Genomic DNA, 20,079 nt, shown 5'->3' on the forward strand with positions numbered 1-20,079 from the left:
TAACTCCGGCTCAAAAAAGAAAAAGCCCCTGAACCAATATTGTCCAGGGGCTTTCTTAGATTCATCTAAGAAAAAGCAGTGGTACTTGTATGACCGGCCTTTCCTTAGTTGGTTCCGTAAAAAGATCTTTTTTTCCCGATTTTTTTAATAAAAAGATCTTTTTTCTGACAATTCAATAACTCGTCTGCCGTTAGAGACATTATGCTACGCTGGTTCTCAGGATCACCTGTTCACACAGATCGATCTCCAGAGCAACTTCATCACAAGCATGAATACGCGGACACTGTTCACAATCTTTCAGCACTTTTTCCGGTAACTGACTCTTCGATGTTGGCAGGAAGCTGTGTTTCATAAAGAATTCCGGTGTTCTGGTCAGAACAAAGACTTTCTTGATCGCCATCTTTCTCGCCCGGTTCACTAGATGCTGTACAATCGCGCTACCCTGTCCCTGACGCTGCCAGCCCGGATCAATTCCTAAAGAACGGATCTCCGCCAGCCCTGAATCGTACACATACAAAGATGCACAACCAGTCACATCGCCCTGATGCTCAACAACGGCAAAAGATCCAATATCGCGGATAATTTCATTACGCGAACGCGGCAGGTTTTCTCCCATGGCTGACCAGTAGGCCACCATACTTTCCAACGTATCAATATCAGTCAGACGTGCAGCACGTACTTTTACGGCCGACAAATCCCGTTTATCGATACGCTTCTGCGCCTGTTCCACTGCATAAGCCACTTGTTTCGGAGATACTCCCCCCAGTGCCGAGCGTTTTTCCAGACAGGATTCGATCGTCAGGATGGCGTAAACATCGTTCTCGATCACGGCAGAGAACTCTTTCAGCTCCGGCAGAGAAAGCTCTTCCAGTGCACACCCTTTAGCAATGGCTCCAACGACAGCAACTCCCACAATATGATGAGCTTCCCGGAACGGAATGCCCTTAGCAACCAGATAATCCGCCAGTTCTGTTGCATTGGCATAGCCTTGCTTGGCCGCTTCCAGCGTACGCTCACTATTCACTTTAATGCCATCGAAACAGAGTGCAGCCATCTCCATACAATCATTCCAGGTATCCAAAGCGTCAAACAGACCTTCTTTGTCTTCCTGCATATCTTTATTGTATGCCAGAGGCAAGGCTTTCACTGTCATCATCATTCCGGCAAGAGAGCCGTAAACCCGGCCACATTTGCCCCGGATCAACTCCAGTGCATCAGGATTTTTCTTTTGTGGCATCAGGGAAGAGCCAGATGTTACTGTATCGGCCAGTTCGATAAAGTTGGATTCGCCTGAGTTGTAGAAGATCATATCTTCCGACAGACGGGAAAGGTGAATCATAGAGATGGATGCGATAGACATCAGTTCCATCACATGGTCCCGATCAGAAACAGAATCAAGGCTATTACGGGTCGCTCTGCGGAAGCCAAGGTTGTGAGCCAGATCTTCCCGATCCATCGGATAGGCCGTACCGGCAAGTGCACCAGACCCTAGCGGGCAGGTATCCAGACGGTTGATCGCGTCACTCAGACGAGAATAGTCGCGATCGAACATCTCAACATAAGCAAGGCACCAGTGAGCAAAGGTGACCGGCTGAGCCCGCTGCAGGTGAGTATAGCCCGGTAATACCGTATCCTGATGTTCTCTCGCTACATCGATCATTTTTGACTGCAGACGATCCAGCGCGATCAGCAACTGATGTCCCTGCTGGCGGCACCATAATTTAAGATCCGTTGCAACCTGATCATTCCTTGACCGTCCGGTATGCAGCTTTTTACCCAGATCACCGACTTTATTGATCAGTTGCTGTTCGACCCAACTGTGAATATCTTCTGCATTGGATTTCAGGATCTGTTCCGGATCCTCCATCACTTCGAGCTTCAGTTCATTCAGAGCCAGTTCCAGCTTCTGCTGTTCCTGTTCAGTCAGCACCCCCACAGAAAGCAGAGCCTTAGACCAGGCAATTGAGCCGACAATGTCCTGCTCAGCCAATCGGTAATCAAAGCGTAATGAATCATTAAAATCTTTGAACCGTGTATCCGCTGCCTGGGTAAATCTTCCACCCCATAGTGCCATTGTCTTATCTCCTGCTTCCAGATATTGCTTATTCTGCTTCTTATACTCCCCTCTCCTTTACATCAGAAGAGGGGCAGTGCTTTTTTTTATTATTTTTTTTGTGCGTTCAGTGTACGGATTCTGCTGGCCAGAGAGTAAAGACGGATAAAGCCTTCAGCATGACTCTGGTTATACACTTCATCGGCACCGAAAGTTGCAAATTCTTCACTGTACAGGCTGTTGTCAGAACGCTTCTGAGTGGCCGTCACCATACCTTTGTATAGCTTAACAACCACTTCGCCGTTCACATCCTGCGCCAATTCTTCTGTTGCTGCAAGAATAGACTTACACAGCGGAGTAAACCAACGGCCGTCATACACGAGGTGAGATGCTTTTACACCCAGTTCTTCACGGAATTCGAAAGAGGTTTTATCCAGAACCAGCTGCTCAACAGCACGCAGTGCTTCCATCATAATGGTGCCCCCCGGAGTTTCATAACAGCCACGAGACTTCATACCGACTAAGCGGTTTTCTACGATATCGATACGACCGACACCATGCTTAACCCCTTTCTCATTCAGATTCATCAGTACCTGATACGGACTCAGAGCTTCACCGTCAACGGAGATGATTTCACCTTTCTGAACTTTCAGTGTGACGTACTCTGCCTCATCCGGGGCCGACTCAGGGCTGTTCGTCCACGCCCAGCAGTCATCGTTTGGCGCATTCCAGGTATCTTCCAGAACACCACCTTCTGTAGAAATGTGCCATGCATTCGCATCACGGGAGTAAATCTTGGTCAGAGAAGCCGTACACGGGATATTACGTTCAGCCAGATAATCCAGGCACTGTTCACGGCTGACCAGATCCCACTCACGCCATGGTGCAATCACGTGTAGATCCGGTGCCAGTGCAGCAAATGCACTTTCAAAACGAACCTGATCGTTACCTTTACCGGTACAACCGTGAGCCAGTGCATCCGCACCGACTTTACGGGCACATTCAACCTGAGCCTTAGCGATAATAGGACGAGCCATAGACGTACCCAGCAGGTACTTTCCTTCATACAATGCACCGGTTTTCAGTGTCGGATAGATATAATCGGCAACCATCTCTTCTTTCAGATCCGCCACATACACTTCTGATGCACCAGATGCTTTTGCTTTATCTTCAATGCCGACCAACTCATCTTCACCCTGACCGACATCGGCCACAAATGCGACGACTTCACACGCATAGTTTTCTTTCAACCACGGAATGATTACCGATGTATCAAGACCGCCGGAATAGGCTACTACGACTTTATTTACTTTAACCTTGCTCATTTTCTTTCTCCTGTGTCCCGGGCTGATTTCCAATCTGAGTTGGCGGCGGTCAGTAAACCGGGGTATAAAATTCTGTCTGTCTACTATTGTTATTAAGTTATTATGCCGACTGCGGCAGGAACTGAGTTCCGATACTGTGACCGGCAAACAGTTCTGTCAGTTTTTCCGGATAACGCCAGGTCGCCACTTCAATGGCACGTCCCAGCTCATTAGCCGCATCCAGTGCAGCCAGTACCTTAACAATCATGCCGTCTGTAATAACTTTAGCGGCAATCAGTTCATCTGCTTTCTGCTTATTCAGGTTAGGGATCAGATGCCCTTTGCCGTCCAGAACACCGCTAACATCCGACAGCAGAACCAGTTCCGCATCCAGAGTTAATGCCACAGCAACCGCAGCCTGATCTGCATTGACATTCATCAGTTGGCCTTCAGCCGTAATACCGATAGAGCTGATGATCGGCACAGCGCCCGCCTGTAAAATGGCTTTGACGACACTGGCGTTACCTGCAGAGGCTTTTCCCACTGCGCCCAGCTCCGGATCCAACTCCTCAACCTGACACAGTCCACCGTCTGCCAGACTCAATCCTACCGCTGTGATCCCATTTTTGATCGCTTCTCCCTGCAGCAACTTATTTGCCGTACCGGCCAGTGCTCCGGCAATCACATTAATCTGATCGTACGGCGTCACGCGCAGACCGTTTTTCTTTACGGTTTTCAGTTGCAGACTTGCCATCAGATCATCCACCAGATAGCCGCCACCGTGTACGATAACCATTTCACGTTGTGCCTGTTGCTGATAGGCACTCATTGCGTGGAACAGCTTACCCAGAGTTTCTGTACTGGATAAAGCCGCACCACCCAGCTTAATCACCAATGGTTTTAACATCTGACTCATGATTTTTTCCTGCCCTTAAATGAGTGAAGTCAGCGGCGCAAAGCCGTTACGGATATTCAGGCACTGCATCGCATGCGTTGAAGCACCTTTCAGCAAGTTGTCGATCGCCGATGCCACAATGACGTGATCGCCCTGCACCTTCCAGCCGATATCGCAGAAAGGTGTCAGTTGCACATCCTGAACCCGCGGCATTTGCTGATATTTAAGACGAACAGCCGGCTTATCTTTGTATGCTTTTACAAATGCCTGCTCGACCTGTTCTGCGCTAATTCCCTGTGCCAGTTTCATGGTGACTGTGGCCAGAATGCCACGTTTGAAATTCCCCAGATGCGGAGTAAAAATCACATCACATCCCAGATGTGAAGCAATCTCTGGCTGATGACGGTGCGTAAACACACCATAAGGCTGCAGGCTCACTTCACAGAAGCTATTGGTCATAGAAGCCTTGCGTCCCGCGCCGGATACGCCACTTACGGCATTGATCACCGGCCAGTGCGTCAGATCCAGAAAATTCAGCTCAACCAATGGCTTGATAGCCAGCTGTGATGCTGTCGGATAACAACCGGCAACAGCGACCATATTGGTCTTTTTGATCTCAGCTTCATTCCACTCAGCCAGACCGTACACAGCCTCACTCAGCAGATCTGAATACTTATGCCCGAAACCATAGTAGGTCGTATAGAAATCATCCGCTTGTACGCGGTAAGCTCCGGAAAGGTCAAATACCTGACAGCCCTGCTCAATAAAAAGTGGAGCCAGATCGTGGCTGACTTCATGAGCGGTCGCCAGAAAAACCACATCACACGCTTTGGCCACCGCTTCCGGATCCGTCAATGGCTGCACCGGCATATCCACCACACCGGCCAGTTTACCGTGCAGTTCACCGATAGACTTTCCGGCATCAAGGCTATTGGCGGAAACATATAAACCTGTTAGCGTAAGCTCCGGGTGTTTCGTTACCAGTAAGGCGAGTTCCGCGCCTGTATAACCGCTGGCACCGATAATTGTGGTTTTTAACATCTCAATGCATCCAGTTTTTGTGATTTTTCACTGATTGATTAAAGTGACTATTCATACTTTAAATTCGTCATTATTTGGTTTTTTATTCACAAATAATGATTTAATATGCTTTTTATCCTCTTAGGGATTATATGTCAATAGTGGAAGCGAAGATATTATGCAATTACCTGATTTTACAGGGGTCTACAGAGGCCTGATTTCTACCTCATCCATCAGCTCCAGTGATCCTAAGTGGGATGAGGGAAATGCAAAAGTAATCGAACTTCTGGCAACCTGGTTCCGGGATCTGGATTTCTCCGTTGAAGTCACCGAAGTTGAACCGGGAAAAATGAACATGCTGGCCACAAAAGGCAGCGGCAGCGGCGGGCTCTTGCTGGCCGGACATACCGACACCGTACCTTTTGATGAGGGGCGCTGGAGTTTTGATCCCCATAACCTGACAGAGAGCAATAACCGTTTTTACGGGCTGGGCACAGCAGATATGAAAGGATTCTTTGCCTTTATTGTCGAAACCGTCCGGCATATTGACTGGAGCAGGCAAACCAAACCCCTCTATATACTGGCGACCTGTGATGAAGAAACTACCATGGCCGGTGCCCGGCATTTTACCGAACACCATCAAATCCAGCCGGACTACTGCCTGATTGGCGAACCGACAGAACTGATACCGGTTCGGGCTCATAAGGGACATGTAGCAAATGCTATCCGGGTGACAGGAAAATCCGGACATTCATCCGATCCGTCACTGGGTGTAAATGCCATCGAGATTATGCATGAAGTACTGTTTGCTATGCTGCAGCTCCGGGACAAGCTGATTAAAGAATACCATCACCCGGGATTTGCGATTCCCAACCCGACACTGAATCTGGGTCATATTCATGGTGGTGACAGCGCCAACCGGATCTGTGGTTGCTGTGAGCTGCACTATGATGTGCGTCCTCTTCCGGGGATCAGTCTGGATGGGCTGAACAATATGCTGCGCGGCGCACTGGCCGAAGTAGAAGCCAGATGGCCGGGCAGAATAGCGATTACGCCTCTGCACGACGCTATCCCCGGTTATGAATGTGCCCACGGACATCCATTTATCCGCGAGATGGAAGAGATTTGTGCAACGCCGTCAGAAACGGTTAACTACTGTACCGAAGCGCCGTTCCTGAATCAGGTATGTCCGACACTGGTGATGGGACCGGGTTCTATCGCTCAGGCTCACCAACCGGACGAATACCTGTCATTCGACTTTATCCGGCCAACAATCGACATTCTTACCCAAACCATTCAGCGCAGCTGTTTTCTCTGATACACCTGTGCTTACTGTCACAGCCTCTCGCAACGGGAGGCCTGTGTATTTCAGTCCCTATCCCTGCAAAAATGAAATTTAATTTCACGCAACCATACATCCGAAAACTGGATAAATGACCAAAGTCAAATAAGAGCCATTAAATTCATTAACTCCTACCGATTATTTGACTAGCGCCACAGAATTTAGCTAGATTACACTCACTAACAAGGATTCATCGATGTAATTTATTTTCGAGGCAGGACGACCATGAACGAGAAATATGCGGCGCTCAAAGGCAATGTGCGCATGCTGGGCCATCTACTTGGCAACACCATAAAAAGTGCGCACGGAGAAGCGATCTTAGAAAAAGTAGAGCTTATCCGTACGCTGTCCAAGTCTGCCGAACGCAACAATGATCAGGAAGCCCGTAATGCGCTGATCCGGGAAATTTCAACACTTCCTGACGATCAACTGCTTCCCGTTGCCCGGGCATTTAACCAGTTTCTGAATCTGACCAATATTGCTGAGCAGTACCACACTATTTCCCGTCACTGCGAATCCCACGTGTGTGAACCGGATGCCATCAACACTCTTTTTTCTAAACTCAGCAGCAATAACATCAGCAAACAGGAAACCGCTGAATCGGTACGTAATCTGAATATTGAGCTGGTTCTGACCGCTCATCCGACGGAAATTGCCCGTCGCACCATGATCAACAAGCTGGTCAAAATCAATAAGTGCCTGTCTCAGCTTGAACTGACCGATCTGTCCCCCAAAGAACGCCAGAAAAATGAACAGCGCCTGGAACAACTGATTGCTCAGGCATGGCATTCTGACGATATGCGCAAAAACCGTCCGTCACCACTGGATGAAGCCCGGTGGGGATATGCCGTGGTAGAAAACTCGCTGTGGAAAGCCGTACCGGAATTTCTGCGTGACCTGGATGAACGCCTGCAAGAGTATCTGGAAGAAGGCCTGCCCATTGACGCTCGTCCGGTGCATTTTTCTTCCTGGATGGGCGGCGATCGGGACGGTAATCCGTTTGTCACCCACAAAGTCACCCGTGAAGTACTGCTGCTGTCCCGCTGGAAAGCCGCCGACCTTTATCTGGGCGATATTCAGGAACTGGTCAGTGAACTGTCGATGACCAGTTGTAATGCCACAGTGCGTGCAATGGCCGGTGACGATGCACACGAACCTTACCGGGTCGTGCTGAAAGGCATTCGGGTGCTGCTGAGAAATACACTGGAAGTACTGAATGCGGTACTGAAAGGTGAGAATGCAGCGGATAAACCGATACTGGAAAACGTCGAACAACTGTGGCAGCCACTGCATGCCTGTTACGAATCCATGCACGAATGCGGGCTGGGCGTGATTGCCGATGGTGCCCTTCTGGATACATTACGCCGAATCAAGGCCTTCGGCATCCATCTGGTGCGTCTGGATATCCGTCAGGAAAGTACCCGCCACTCAGACGTCCTGTCCGAACTGACCCGTTATCTGGGACTGGGTGACTACGATCAGTGGAGCGAGCAGGACAAAATTGCCTTTCTGGTAAAAGAGCTGAGTTCCAAACGCCCTCTGTTTCCTCGCGACTGGCAGCCTTCTTCCGACGTTCAGGAGGTTCTGGATACCTGTAAGATTGTTGCTGCTCAGTCCCGTGAAGCCTTTGGGGCTTATGTTATCTCTATGGCACGTACGGCGTCAGATGTACTGGCAGTACATCTGTTGCTGCAGGAATCCGGATGCCGTTTCCGTATGGATGTCTGCCCGCTGTTTGAAACTCTGGACGACCTGAATAATTCTGAAGCCGTGATTAAGCAACTGCTGGATATCGACTGGTATCGTGGGTTTATCCAGAATCATCAGATGGTCATGATCGGCTATTCTGATTCAGCCAAAGACGCCGGAGCTATGGCTGCCGGATGGGCGCAATACAGCGCGATGGAAAAACTGGTCAGAGTAGCAGAAGATACCGGCATTGAACTGACTCTGTTCCATGGCCGGGGCGGAACAATCGGCCGGGGAGGGGCTCCGGCTCATGCGGCACTTTTATCTCAGCCACCGAAAAGCCTGAAAGGCGGGCTACGGGTAACGGAGCAGGGTGAAATGATCCGCTTTAAACTGGGTCTGCCGGAAGTGGCTGTAAACAGTTTCAACATGTATGCCAGTGCGATTCTGGAAGCAAACCTGCTTCCACCACCGGAACCCAAACAGGAATGGCGCGATCTGATGGAAGTGTTGTCACAGGTTTCCTGTGAAGCCTATCGCGATGTTGTACGTGGTGAACCGGATTTTGTCCCTTACTTCCGTGCAGCCACACCGGAACAGGAACTGGGCAAACTGCCTTTAGGCTCCCGTCCAGCCAAACGCAACCCGAAAGGTGGGGTAGAAAGCCTGCGGGCCATTCCGTGGATCTTCTCCTGGAGTCAGAACCGTCTGGTTCTTCCGGCATGGTTGGGAGCAGGAGCATCCATTCAGTATTCCATCGACCACGGACATCAGGCACTACTGGAAGAGATGTGCCGGGAATGGCCTTTCTTTTCTACCCGCCTGGGTATGCTGGAGATGGTATACTCCAAATGTAACCCGGAAATGTCCCGTTATTACGATCAGAGGCTGACGGATAAGTCATTGTGGCGTCTGGGTGACAACCTGCGCGAACAGCTAAAAAAAGACATCAAAGCCGTGCTGAATGTTGAAAACAATGAGAACCTGATGCAAAGAGATCCGTGGGGACTGGAGTCTATCCGTCTGCGCAACGTCTATATCCTGCCGATGAATATTCTGCAGGCCGAGCTTCTGTACAGAACCCGTCAGATACAAGCACCGTCTCAAGAGCTGGAAGAAGCTCTGATGGTGACGATTGCCGGTATTGCAGCCGGTATGAGAAACACAGGTTAAACCAGACAAAACACCAAATAGCAGACAAAAAGACCACCATTTGTGGTCTTTTTTTTTGTTTTTATCATCTTTATAGTCAATGCGTTTATTTTATGGACAATATGGGAACCTATTCTACTTTATGCTTATATTTTAAGATATGCTACGCCCCGCTGTGCATCAGCTATACTTAAAAACAGACACAATAAGTATCTTTTCTGTTATCCGATTTGCTGCACCCGTTAATTTTGTCAGCGGAAACAGAAACGATTACTGACAGAAAGAAAACCTGCTAGGTGATTAAACGGTTATTAGTAAGGTGACATTACCATCCGGGATCATTCGGACTGGTCATGTTTGGGTGGGTGAAACCGTTGTCAAAGTGACAGAAGAATCACTCATACCGCCTGAACATTTTACTTAATAATTTCTTATATTTGGATTGAAGACATGTCATTACCACACGTAATACTGACAGTTCTGAGCACACGAGATGCTACTGGCTACGATATAACCAAAGAGTTCTCTTACAGCATTGGCTATTTCTGGAAAGCCAGCCATCAGCAAGTCTACCGGGAACTGAACAAAATGGCTCAGCACGATATGGTAACCTGTGAGCTGCAACCACAGGAAGGTAAACCCGATCGTAAGGTGTATTCCATCACTGATAAGGGACGTAAGGCCCTGTCTGAATGGTTTGCACGGCCAACAGCACAAACGACTGTGCGTGATGAGTTCTCGGCAAAACTGATGGCCTGTGCTATTGAGAATCCGGCTGAATTTAAGAGCCAGGTAACCAACCTGATCGAAGAATCGAAACAGTTAGTTGCCACCTATACCGAGCTGGAAGCAAACTTCTATCCGAATCCGGCCACACTAAGTAAACAGGCTCGTCTGGAGCGTCTGACTCTACGTCGTAATCTGTTTATGCGTGAAGCATGGATTAACTGGGCAGAAGAAGTGCTGGCCGAACTGGATGAAATCGCCTGATTGATTGCATCCACCCTTCCCTGACCGATCCTGCGTCTGCCGTCAGGGTATAAAAAAAGGATGAAGGCTCACGCTTTCATCCTTTTCAGTTTTCCCGATTACTTCTGCGGGCGAACACCCAGCGTATGACACAGTGCATAAGTCATTTCAGCGCGATTCAGTGTATAGAAGTGGAAATCTTTCACCCCTTCCCGACTCAGTACCCGCACCATATCAATAGCCTGACTTGCCCCAACCATCTGACGGGTGACAGGATCATCATCCAGACCATCAAACTGACGAGCCATCCATCCCGGTACTTTTACATTATTTACCGCTGCAAAGCGGGAAGCCTGCTTAAAGTTGGACACCGGCAGAATACCCGGAACAATCTCTACATCAATCCCTGTTGCCACACAGCGGTCACGAAAACGCAGATAGCTTTCCACATCAAAGAAGAACTGAGTAATCGCCCGGTTTGCACCGGCATCGACTTTACGCTTCAGATTCAGCAGATCTGCCTGAGCACTTTTTGCTTCCGGGTGTACCTCTGGAAACGCGGCCACAGAAAGATCAAAATCGTGCAGTGATTTCAGCAACTCAACCAGATCAGAGGCATACATTTCCGGAGCACCACCACCCGAAGGAATATCACCACGCAGTGCCACAATATTGCGGATACCGTTCTGCCAGTAATCTTCTGCTATCACTTTCAGTTCATCACGAGTCGCATCAATACAGGTCAGATGCGGTGCAGCAATCAGGCCGGTCTGCTGTTTAATTTCTTTGATAATCGAATGGGTACGATCACGCTCTCCGGAATTCGCACCGTAAGTCACAGAAACAAATTTTGGCTGCAGCGTTTTCAGGCGGTGAACCGAATTCCACAACGTTTCTTCCATCTTCTCACTGCTTGGCGGAAAGAACTCAAAAGAGACATTGATATTGCTCAGCTCAGCAATATTCTGGTTCAGTGCATCTATATGGCTTGCGTGTGTGTAGCCCATACCTTTCTCCCTGTGGAACTGTCACGATGTTGTATCTGTTGTTATTTTACGTTTAGACGTCTATATGGCTATAGAATGTAATGAATAAAGATTAATGTCAATCGTATAACCATGAATTTTATTCATATTGATAATGAGCTTAGCTCAGGAACAACCGTTTTCTTATCTCAGGGATTCGGAGTATCTCTCCTGCATACTGAGCGCCTGTTAAAGCATCCCCGACAGCCGGTTGATATCCGACTGAATGGCTCCTGCCGTCACTGCCTTACCCGCTCCCGGCCCCCGGATCACCAACGGATTATCTTTATACCAGGCACTTTCAATCGCAAAAATATTATCGCAGGGTAACAAATTCGCCAGCGCATGTTCTTTGGGTAATGCTTCAATACCAACAGTTGCCTGACCGTTTTTTTCCAGACGGGCGACATAACGCAGCACTTTGTCTTCCCGCTGCGCCTTATTCAGACGCTCAGCCAGAGCATCACTCAGTATATGCCCCTGTTCAAAAAAATCGTCCAGAGGCAGAGCCCGCAGCGCTTCAGGTACCAGAGATTCGACTTTAACCTGCTCTGGCTCCAGCGCCAGTCCCGATTCTCGTGCCAGAATCACCAATTTACGCATCACATCCGAACCGTCCAGATCCGAACGGGGATCCGGCTCTGTCAGCCCCTGTTGCCAAGCCAGATCCACCAGATCGATAAAAGGAATGCTGCCGTCGAACTGCTGAAACAGCCATGACAGCGTGCCGGAAAAAATCCCCGAGAGGCCATGAATATCATCTCCGCTCTGCTTCAGATCCTGCACGGTATGATTCACCGGCAGTCCAGCTCCGACCGTCGCATTATACAACCAGTAACGACCTGTCTTAGCAAACGCATCCTGCACCTTATGATAAAAATGACCTGATGCCGAACCGGCTACCTTATTGGCTGAAATCAGGTGCAAACCACGCTCAGCAATATCCGGGTACTGCCGGGCAAGTACTTCACTTGCCGTCACATCCAGAACAATCACTTCATCAAAAATCGTTTGATGACTCAGCTTTTCCAGCCATTCTTTTCCGTCGTTAGCAACGGCTTCGTCATTAAAACAGCTTAGTGCAGTTTCCGGATCCAGGCCCTGAAAATCCAGCCAGTACCGCTGTTGATCCAGCATACCAATCAGATCAAAGCTCATACCCCGGCGTCTTTCCAGCTCAGCCTTCTGTTTGCTAAACAACTCAACCCAGCTGGAACCGATATTACCTTTACCACACAACACCAGCGCCACACGCTTCTGAGCCTGAAATAAATGGGTGTGGATATTCTGTACCAACAGAGCCGTATCAGTCTGGCGCAATACCGCAACCATACTGAGTTGAGACTCTGATTCCCGGATAAATTCCACCGGTGCATTTTTCAATTGCTGATAAAAACCGTGACTGTGGATCGGATTATTAGCAACACCGGCCCCGACAACCGCAACCATAACATAGCCCTCTTTCAGCCGGATTTCAGCAGCCAGTGCCAGCTCTTGCAGATAACGCAAAGCTCCGGAAGCGACTTCCTGAGTATAGGCAAGCCGGATACAAGTTTGATCCGGCTGACTGTCCCATGCCAGAGGCTGCAGCTGTGCCCGGATCAGTGCCTGCAACGCTTCCTCTGCGGCACGCTCAAAATCATGCTGATGACCAAAATTAATGTCTATCAGCATCACATCGTCCAGAGACGTAATGATCTTGGCTCCCCGTCCGGACGCCAGAACTCTCTCAATACGGGTTGAACCTGTTTCCGGCTGATAGCTGCAACGCAGCTCCAGATTAACCGCACTCTGGGAAACCGGCTGCAATGTCCGGCTGTGCAACACAGGAGCCGCAAGACGGGCAAGTTCACTGGCTTCATCCAGACGCAGAAGAGGCAGAAGGCAGGCATCGCTGACCTTACGCGGATCGGCGCTGTATACACCAGCAACATCACTCCATATGGTCACTTTATGCGCTTCTGCCAATGCGCCAATAACGGTTGCAGAATAATCAGAACCATTACGACCCAGCAATACTGTCTCTCCCTGATCATTTCTGGCCATAAAACCGGTAATGATGGCCCGGTGACCGGAATGCTGTGCCAGAGCTTCTCGGAGCAGTGGCCAGGAACGAGCACGATCAACCTCTGGCTGAGTCGCCCGTTCCGCACGTAAAAATGCCCGCGCATCCAGAGCAACAGCTGGTAACTGACTGTCCACCAGCAGTTGTGCCAACAGACGCGATGACCACAATTCACCGTGCGCAAGTGCTGCTGCACTTTCCGCTTCAGTTAAAGGTGCAGCCAATTCTCCCAGTGCCGAAATTTCCTGATGCAGTGTTTGCAGATAAGGCTCAGGGTTAGCCAGCAGCGCCTCGATCAGCGCTGACTGAAAATCACGGATACCCATCAGTAATTCATGAGCCAGTCGCCCGTCTTTATACAGGGCATGCGTCCATTCAATCAGACGGTTAGTGGTATCTCCGGCAGCAGAAACAACAACTAAATCATTATCTTCCGAATACTTAGACAGAATCGTTACCACCCTTTTATAACACTCTGGGTTGGCCAGGCTACTGCCACCAAATTTATGCAACTGACGAGAAACGGTCATTATTTTTTGTCCTCCTGAACCGTATTGAATGCTTGTTCCAAATCGGCGATCAGATCCCGATGATCCTCAAGGCCAATCGATAAACGCAGAAGTGTCGGTTTAATTCCGGCTTGTTGCTGAGCTTTATCGTCCATCGCTCTGTGTGTCATTGATGCCGGATGACAGATAAGACTCTCCACGCCCCCCAGAGACTCAGCCAGAGAAAACAACTTCAGTTGACCGATAAATGTTTCCAATTGAGCCTGCGAGCCGTTAAATTCAAAGCTAAGCATGCAGCCGAATCCTTTTTGCTGTTTTTTGGCTATGTCATGACCTTTATGCTCCGGCAGACTCGGATGATAGATCGTAGCGACCTGCTCTGACTGCTGCAGATAAGCCAGAACTGCGTTAGCATTTTCTTCATGGGTACGCATTCGGGCTCCCAGAGTGCGGATCCCCCGCAGCGTCATATAGCTGTCAAACGGCGTTCCTGTCGACCCCAGACAGTTCCCCCACCAGGCCAGTTCTTCAGCGTGTTCTCTCCGGGCAGCCACAATCACACCACCAATCACATCGGAATGTCCGTTGATATATTTTGTCGTAGAGTGAATAACAAAATCGGCCCCCAACGCCAGAGGTTTTTGATATATCGGCGTCAGAAAGGTATTGTCCACCGCAACTAATGCTCCAGCCTGTCTGGCTTGTACGCAGATTTTTTCGATATCCGTTACCCGAACCAGAGGGTTGGACGGCGTTTCCAGCAGGATCAGCTTTGGCCGGCGAGCCAGTGCAGCCTGCATCGCCTGCTCATCCGACGGGTCAACAAACAGCACCTTAAAATCACCCTTATTCCCTCTGCTGTTAAATAAACGGTATGTACCACCATAGCAGTCATTCGGTGCCACAATCAGATCATCCGGTGACAAATAAGCCGATACCAGCAGATTCAGTGCTGCCGTGCCACAGTTGGTGACAACGGCACCTTCACCAGATTCCAGATCGGTCAGAGCCTGCTCCAGCAGCGTACGGGTAGGGTTACCGGATCGGGTGTAATCATATTCAGGCACATCACCCAATGCCGGAAACGCATAATTCGTTGAAAGATAAATGGGCGGAACCACGGCATGGTGCTGAGTGTCGGACTCAATACCGGTACGAACCGCAATGGTATTCTGCTGAAAAATTGGGCTGGCTTTAGGGGTTGAATCGGACATAGGGAATTCCTTTCCTGATGGTTGCAGGTCATTATGTATGTTGAGCACTCAGTCACTTTACTTGGAGTTTTTTAAGACGTCAATAGCTCTAGACGTCTATATGTCTTTGCTTATGGCAGTAAATCCGGATAAAATTCGTGACTATTAGTTTTGCTTCCCGAATCGATTCATAATCACGGGATCCTTATTATTTTAGATCGAAGGTGCGTAATGGCTGACTGGAACGGCGAATATTTAAGTCCCTATGCGGAGCATGGGAAGAAAAATGAGCAGGTAAAAAAGATTACGGTATCAATCCCGTTGAAAGTACTGAAGATTTTGACGGATGAACGTACACGCCGTCAGATCAACAACCTGCGCCATGCCACAAACAGTGAACTGCTGTGTGAAGCTTTTCTGCATGCCTACACAGGCCAGCCCCTGCCAACAGATGAAGATTTAAGAAAAGATCGTCCGGATGATATCCCGACAGAAGCCAAAGCGCTGATGACAGAAATGGGTATCGAATTCGAATCGTTTGATGACTAGAGCTCCCGAGAAAGAAAAATAGTGTTCCCGAGAAAGAAATACAGAGTATGATGCCTTGCACACCCACTCTGTATTTCTATCGAACATACTCTTCTTAAGCGTATCTTATGCCATGTAGTTTTTCGGCATACCAATTCTGGCAACACCGGAATCCACGGCAGCCTGAGCAACCGCTTTAGCGACCCGAGGTAACAGACGCGGATCCATCGGTTTCGGAAGAATATACTCCGAACCAAATTCCAGTTCAGTCACACCAGCGGCTTTCTTCACTTCATCAGGAACCGGCTCTTTCGCCAACTGACGAATGGCTTCTACCGCAGCCAGCTTCATCTCAGTGTTGATTTCACTGGCTCGGACATCCAGAGCACCACGGAAAAGGAACGGGAAACAGATCACATTATTCACCTGATTCGGATAATCAGAACGACCGGTTCCCATGATCAGATCCTGACGCGCACCGTGAGCCAGTTCCGGCTGGATTTCCGGATCCGGATTCGAACAGGCGAAGACGACCGGATTGTCAGCCATTAGCTTCAGAGCCTCCGGTGGCAACAAATCCGGACCAGAAACGCCCAGGAACAGATCAGCACCTTCAATCACATCTTCCAGGGTACGTTTATCGGTATTGTTGGCAAACAACTGCTTATATTCGTTCAGATCGTCCCGGCGGGTATGAATTACCCCTTTGCGATCCAGCATATAAATCTTCTCACGCTGGGCACCGCACTTAATCAGCAGTTCCATACAAGCCACAGCTGCCGCACCGGCTCCCAAACAGACAATCGTAGATTCCGACAACACCTTACCTTGTAGTTCAATCGCATTCAGCATACCCGCAGCCGTTACAATGGCCGTACCGTGCTGGTCATCATGAAATACCGGAACATCACAACGTTCAATCAGACGACGTTCAATTTCGAAACAGTCAGGAGCCTTAATATCTTCCAGATTGATACCACCAAAGGTATCGGCAATATTGGCCACTGTATCGACAAACTCATCGATAGTGCGGTGTTTGACTTCAATGTCAATCGAATCCAGTCCGGCAAAACGTTTAAACAACAGAGCCTTACCTTCCATCACCGGCTTAGAGGCCATTGGCCCCAGATTCCCCAGTCCCAGAATCGCCGTACCATTAGAAATCACCGCCACCATGTTACCTTTGGCCGTATATTTATAGACATTATCAATGTCCTGAGCGATTTCACGTACCGGTTCTGCCACACCCGGACTGTAAGCCAGAGCCAGATCCTCAACAGAATCCGCAGGTTTGGTCAGAGTGACAGCGATTTTACCGGCAGTCGGATAAGCATGGTAATGCAGCGCCTGCTGACGAAGTTCTTCTTTGCGGTTATCACCGGATGGCGTGGCGGAGGACGATGTTTTTGAAGACATTATGCTTGGTTCCTGAGAAGTTAGGGGTAACGAAAACGATTAAGTGGCGTTAATTTTAGGCGATCTGCTTCAAACTTCCTAGAGCGTGCCATTGAAATTTTACGAATACCAAGCGGAAAACAGATAAATTAAATGAACGAAAAAAGGACGCCGCAGCGTCCTTTTCAGATTCGGTATAAAACTGATGAACAGTCTTATTTCTTGCTTGAAAGCGCACCGAAACGTTTGTTGAAGCGATCTACACGGCCGCCGGTATCAACGATACGCTGCTTACCAGTATAGAACGGGTGACATTTGTCACATACGTCCAGGTGGATAGTGTCTTTACCAAGAGTAGAGTTGAACTCAAAAGAGTTGCCGCAAGAACAAGTTGCTTTTACAGCTTTGTATTCAGGATGGATACCTGTTTTCATGGGAAAACCTCATTAATAGGCCGCGTCGCTATCCGATTCAGAGCCGGACACCACACGTAGAGTCAAAAAGTAAAGTCAGCGTTCATTAACACTGAACCGTCAAGGCGCAGTATAGTAATGAATCCACCGGTCAGGATCAACAGATTTGATACTTTTTTCAGCGTTTTTATTCTCCTTTTCGATTTCTTCCTTTAAGATCATCCGATTATTCACCCTGAGTACGCACCACCCGGTACGACAACACAGCAGACAACCATACGACAAACCATGCGCCCGACTATTGCCCGTGTAGCACTTCCTGTCCCTCTGGACAAAACATTCGATTACCGGATACCACCACACCAGTTTCCGGTGATCGGCGGACGGGTATCGGTTCCTTTTGGGCCAAAAACCTTAACCGGTATCGTCGTGGCACTCAGTCATCAGTCGGATTTTCCGTTAGAACAACTGAAAAATATCCGTCAGGTACTGGACTGCGAACCGGTCTGGCCGGAAACGCTCTACCAGCTACTGCTCTGGTGCAGCCAGTTTTACCTTTACCCTCTGGGAGACACTCTGGCCAATGCTATGCCGTCTGCTCTGAGGAAAGGAAAAACCGCTGATTTTGCTACACAGGTAGAATGGCAGTTGACTGAATCAGGAAAAAACCAGTTGATGAGCGGATTTGGCCGGGCCATCCAACAGGCCAGAGTCATGCATATGCTGGAGAAAGGTGCCGTATCCCACCAGTCAATTCTGGATGAAGAAATCGCCTCAACCGTGCTTAAAACACTGCGGGAAAAAGGCTGGATTGAATCTAAAGAGATAAAACCTCAGGCAACACCATGGCCGGATGTCGTCGAAGCGGATATCAGCAAACCACGCCTTAACGCAGAACAAGCCGTAGCCATTGCCACCGTCAACAGCAATAGTCACTTCGGCTGTTACCTGCTGGAAGGGGTCACCGGATCAGGCAAAACAGAGGTCTACCTCAATTTGATTAAACCTGTACTGGAGCAGGGTAAGCAGGCTCTAGTACTGGTACCGGAGATAGGCCTGACACCGCAGACCATCAACCGCTTCAGACGCCGTTTCAATGTTCCGGTCGACGTGATCCACTCCGGGCTGAATGATACAGAACGACTCAACGCCTGGCTTGCCGCCCGGGATAAACACGCCGGTATCGTCATTGGTACCCGTTCGGCACTGTTTACTCCGTTCCGGCATCTCGGCATCATTATTGTCGATGAAGAGCATGACGCCTCATACAAACAGCAGGACAGCCTACGTTATCATGCCCGGGATGTGGCTATTATGCGTGCCCATATGGAAGATATTCCTATCATACTCGGCTCTGCCACTCCGGCTTTGGAAACACTGCACAATGCCCTGAACGGAAAATACCATCATCTGACTCTGACTCAGAGAGCGGGTTCTGCCGTTCCAGCCCGGCACAGCGTTCTGGATATCAAAGGTCTGTATCTGGAAAGTGGTCTTTCTGCCCCCCTGATTGCCCAGATGCGAAAACACCTGAATGCCGGTAATCAGGTTATGCTGTTCCTTAACCGGCGTGGATTTTCGCCGGCACTGATGTGCCATGAATGTGGCTGGATAGCAGGATGTCAGCGTTGCGATGCGTATTATACCTACCACCAGAACAGTGGTGAAATACGTTGCCATCATTGCGGTTCGCAGCGCCCGGTGATCCACCAGTGTCAGGCATGCGGCTCAACCCATCTGGTAACGGTCGGCGTCGGAACCGAACAACTGGAAGCGCATCTGGCTCAACTGTTTCCAGAATACAAAGCCATCCGGATTGACAGAGACAGTACCCGGCGCAAAGGCAGCCTGGAAAAGGCTCTGAGTGCGATTCAGAATAAACAGTATCAGATCCTAATCGGTACACAGATGCTGGCAAAAGGGCATCATTTTCCAGATGTAACTCTGGTCGGCCTGCTGGATGTTGACGGCTCACTCTACAGCAGCGATTTTCGTGCAGCAGAGCGGCTGGCTCAGCTGTTTATTCAGGTTGCAGGCCGTGCCGGACGAGCCAGTAAACCCGGAGAAGTCATTCTGCAGACACACCACCCGGAGCACGCTCTGCTACAGGCATTACTGTATAAGGATTATCATCACTTTGCCCGTACGGCTCTTCAGGAAAGAAAAATGGCCGGATTACCTCCCTTCACTTTCCTGACCCTGTTCCGGGCCGAAAGCAATCAGGGCGAAACGGTTGAAGAATTTTTACGCCAGTTGAAGCATACGCTAGAAGCCCATCCGGCTTTTGATGATTCTTGTCTACTGCTCGGCCCTATCCCGGCTCCGATGGCAAAGCGTGCCGGAAAAGTACGCTGGCAACTGCTGCTACAGACCAGCTCACGTAAGATCATGCAGCAACTACTGCACAGCGCCAAACCGGCAATCAACCTGCTGCCATTAAGCAAAAAGGTTCGCTGGTCTATGGATATAGAACCTCAGGATCTCAGTTAAAGTGAGGCATATATCCAGCCATATAAGGAAAAATACG

Annotated in this window: 14 protein-coding genes; 5 read left to right on the top strand and 9 right to left on the bottom strand. The window is 49.3% G+C overall.

Going from position 1 to position 20,079, the window contains the following annotated elements:
- Window positions 1-199: 199 nt before the first annotated feature.
- From argH to argC, 4 genes are all read right to left on the bottom strand, one after another.
- A complete protein-coding gene (argH, locus tag CSW98_RS13670) occupies window positions 200-2,074 on the bottom strand; it encodes an argininosuccinate lyase (RefSeq protein WP_100801034.1) in 1,875 nt (624 codons plus the stop codon).
- 89 nt (window positions 2,075-2,163) lie between these two features.
- A complete protein-coding gene (locus CSW98_RS13675) occupies window positions 2,164-3,378 on the bottom strand; it encodes an argininosuccinate synthase (RefSeq protein ID WP_100801035.1) in 1,215 nt (404 codons plus the stop codon).
- Between the two features lie 100 nt (window positions 3,379-3,478).
- Entirely contained in the window at window positions 3,479-4,273 is a 795-nt protein-coding gene (gene argB, locus CSW98_RS13680; RefSeq protein ID WP_100801036.1) for an acetylglutamate kinase, read from the bottom strand.
- A 15-nt stretch (window positions 4,274-4,288) separates the two neighbouring features.
- Complete coding sequence (gene argC / locus CSW98_RS13685) at window positions 4,289-5,293, bottom strand: N-acetyl-gamma-glutamyl-phosphate reductase (RefSeq protein WP_100801037.1); 1,005 nt, start codon at window positions 5,291-5,293, stop codon at window positions 4,289-4,291.
- Between the two features lie 157 nt (window positions 5,294-5,450).
- On the opposite strand from argC, the gene argE reads away from it, so the two are divergent.
- The 3 genes from argE (at window position 5,451) to CSW98_RS13700 (ending at window position 10,445) form a co-directional block, all read left to right on the top strand.
- A complete protein-coding gene (gene argE, locus CSW98_RS13690; protein WP_100801038.1) occupies window positions 5,451-6,590 on the top strand; it encodes an acetylornithine deacetylase in 1,140 nt (379 codons plus the stop codon).
- A gap of 249 nt (window positions 6,591-6,839) precedes the next feature.
- Entirely contained in the window at window positions 6,840-9,476 is a 2,637-nt protein-coding gene (ppc, locus tag CSW98_RS13695) for a phosphoenolpyruvate carboxylase (RefSeq protein WP_100801039.1), read from the top strand.
- Between the two features lie 429 nt (window positions 9,477-9,905).
- A complete protein-coding gene (locus CSW98_RS13700) occupies window positions 9,906-10,445 on the top strand; it encodes a PadR family transcriptional regulator (protein WP_100801040.1) in 540 nt (179 codons plus the stop codon).
- Window positions 10,446-10,543: 98 nt separating this feature from the next.
- On the opposite strand, the gene metF is transcribed toward CSW98_RS13700, so the two are convergent.
- From metF to CSW98_RS13715, 3 genes are all read right to left on the bottom strand, one after another.
- Window positions 10,544-11,431 carry a methylenetetrahydrofolate reductase gene (gene metF, locus CSW98_RS13705; RefSeq protein ID WP_100801041.1) on the bottom strand — a complete coding sequence of 296 codons (888 nt, stop codon included), beginning with the start codon at window positions 11,429-11,431 and terminating at the stop codon, window positions 10,544-10,546.
- Window positions 11,432-11,638: 207 nt separating this feature from the next.
- Window positions 11,639-14,044, bottom strand: coding sequence for a bifunctional aspartate kinase/homoserine dehydrogenase II (locus CSW98_RS13710; RefSeq protein WP_100801042.1), 2,406 nt, complete (start codon window positions 14,042-14,044; stop codon window positions 11,639-11,641).
- Window positions 14,044-15,237, bottom strand: a complete 1,194-nt coding sequence (locus tag CSW98_RS13715) for an O-succinylhomoserine (thiol)-lyase (RefSeq protein ID WP_100801043.1) — start codon at window positions 15,235-15,237, stop codon at window positions 14,044-14,046. The genes CSW98_RS13710 and CSW98_RS13715 overlap by 1 nt, the downstream gene beginning before the upstream one ends.
- Window positions 15,238-15,447: 210 nt before the next feature.
- Between CSW98_RS13715 and metJ the strand changes: the two genes are divergently transcribed.
- Complete coding sequence (metJ, locus tag CSW98_RS13720) at window positions 15,448-15,765, top strand: met regulon transcriptional regulator MetJ (RefSeq protein WP_100801044.1); 318 nt, start codon at window positions 15,448-15,450, stop codon at window positions 15,763-15,765.
- Window positions 15,766-15,870: 105 nt separating this feature from the next.
- On the opposite strand, the gene CSW98_RS13725 is transcribed toward metJ, so the two are convergent.
- Together CSW98_RS13725 and rpmE are read right to left on the bottom strand one after the other, a co-directional pair.
- Window positions 15,871-17,160 carry a malic enzyme-like NAD(P)-binding protein gene (locus tag CSW98_RS13725; protein ID WP_100801045.1) on the bottom strand — a complete coding sequence of 430 codons (1,290 nt, stop codon included), beginning with the start codon at window positions 17,158-17,160 and terminating at the stop codon, window positions 15,871-15,873.
- Between the two features lie 194 nt (window positions 17,161-17,354).
- Window positions 17,355-17,573, bottom strand: a complete 219-nt coding sequence (gene rpmE / locus CSW98_RS13730) for a 50S ribosomal protein L31 (RefSeq protein ID WP_100801046.1) — start codon at window positions 17,571-17,573, stop codon at window positions 17,355-17,357.
- Window positions 17,574-17,840: 267 nt separating this feature from the next.
- Between rpmE and priA the strand changes: the two genes are divergently transcribed.
- Window positions 17,841-20,042, top strand: a complete 2,202-nt coding sequence (priA, locus tag CSW98_RS13735) for a primosomal protein N' (RefSeq protein WP_100801047.1) — start codon at window positions 17,841-17,843, stop codon at window positions 20,040-20,042.
- Window positions 20,043-20,079: the final 37 nt, after the last annotated feature.

Source organism: Vibrio sp. HA2012 (assembly GCF_002812955.1).
GTDB lineage: Bacteria > Pseudomonadota > Gammaproteobacteria > Enterobacterales > Vibrionaceae > Vibrio.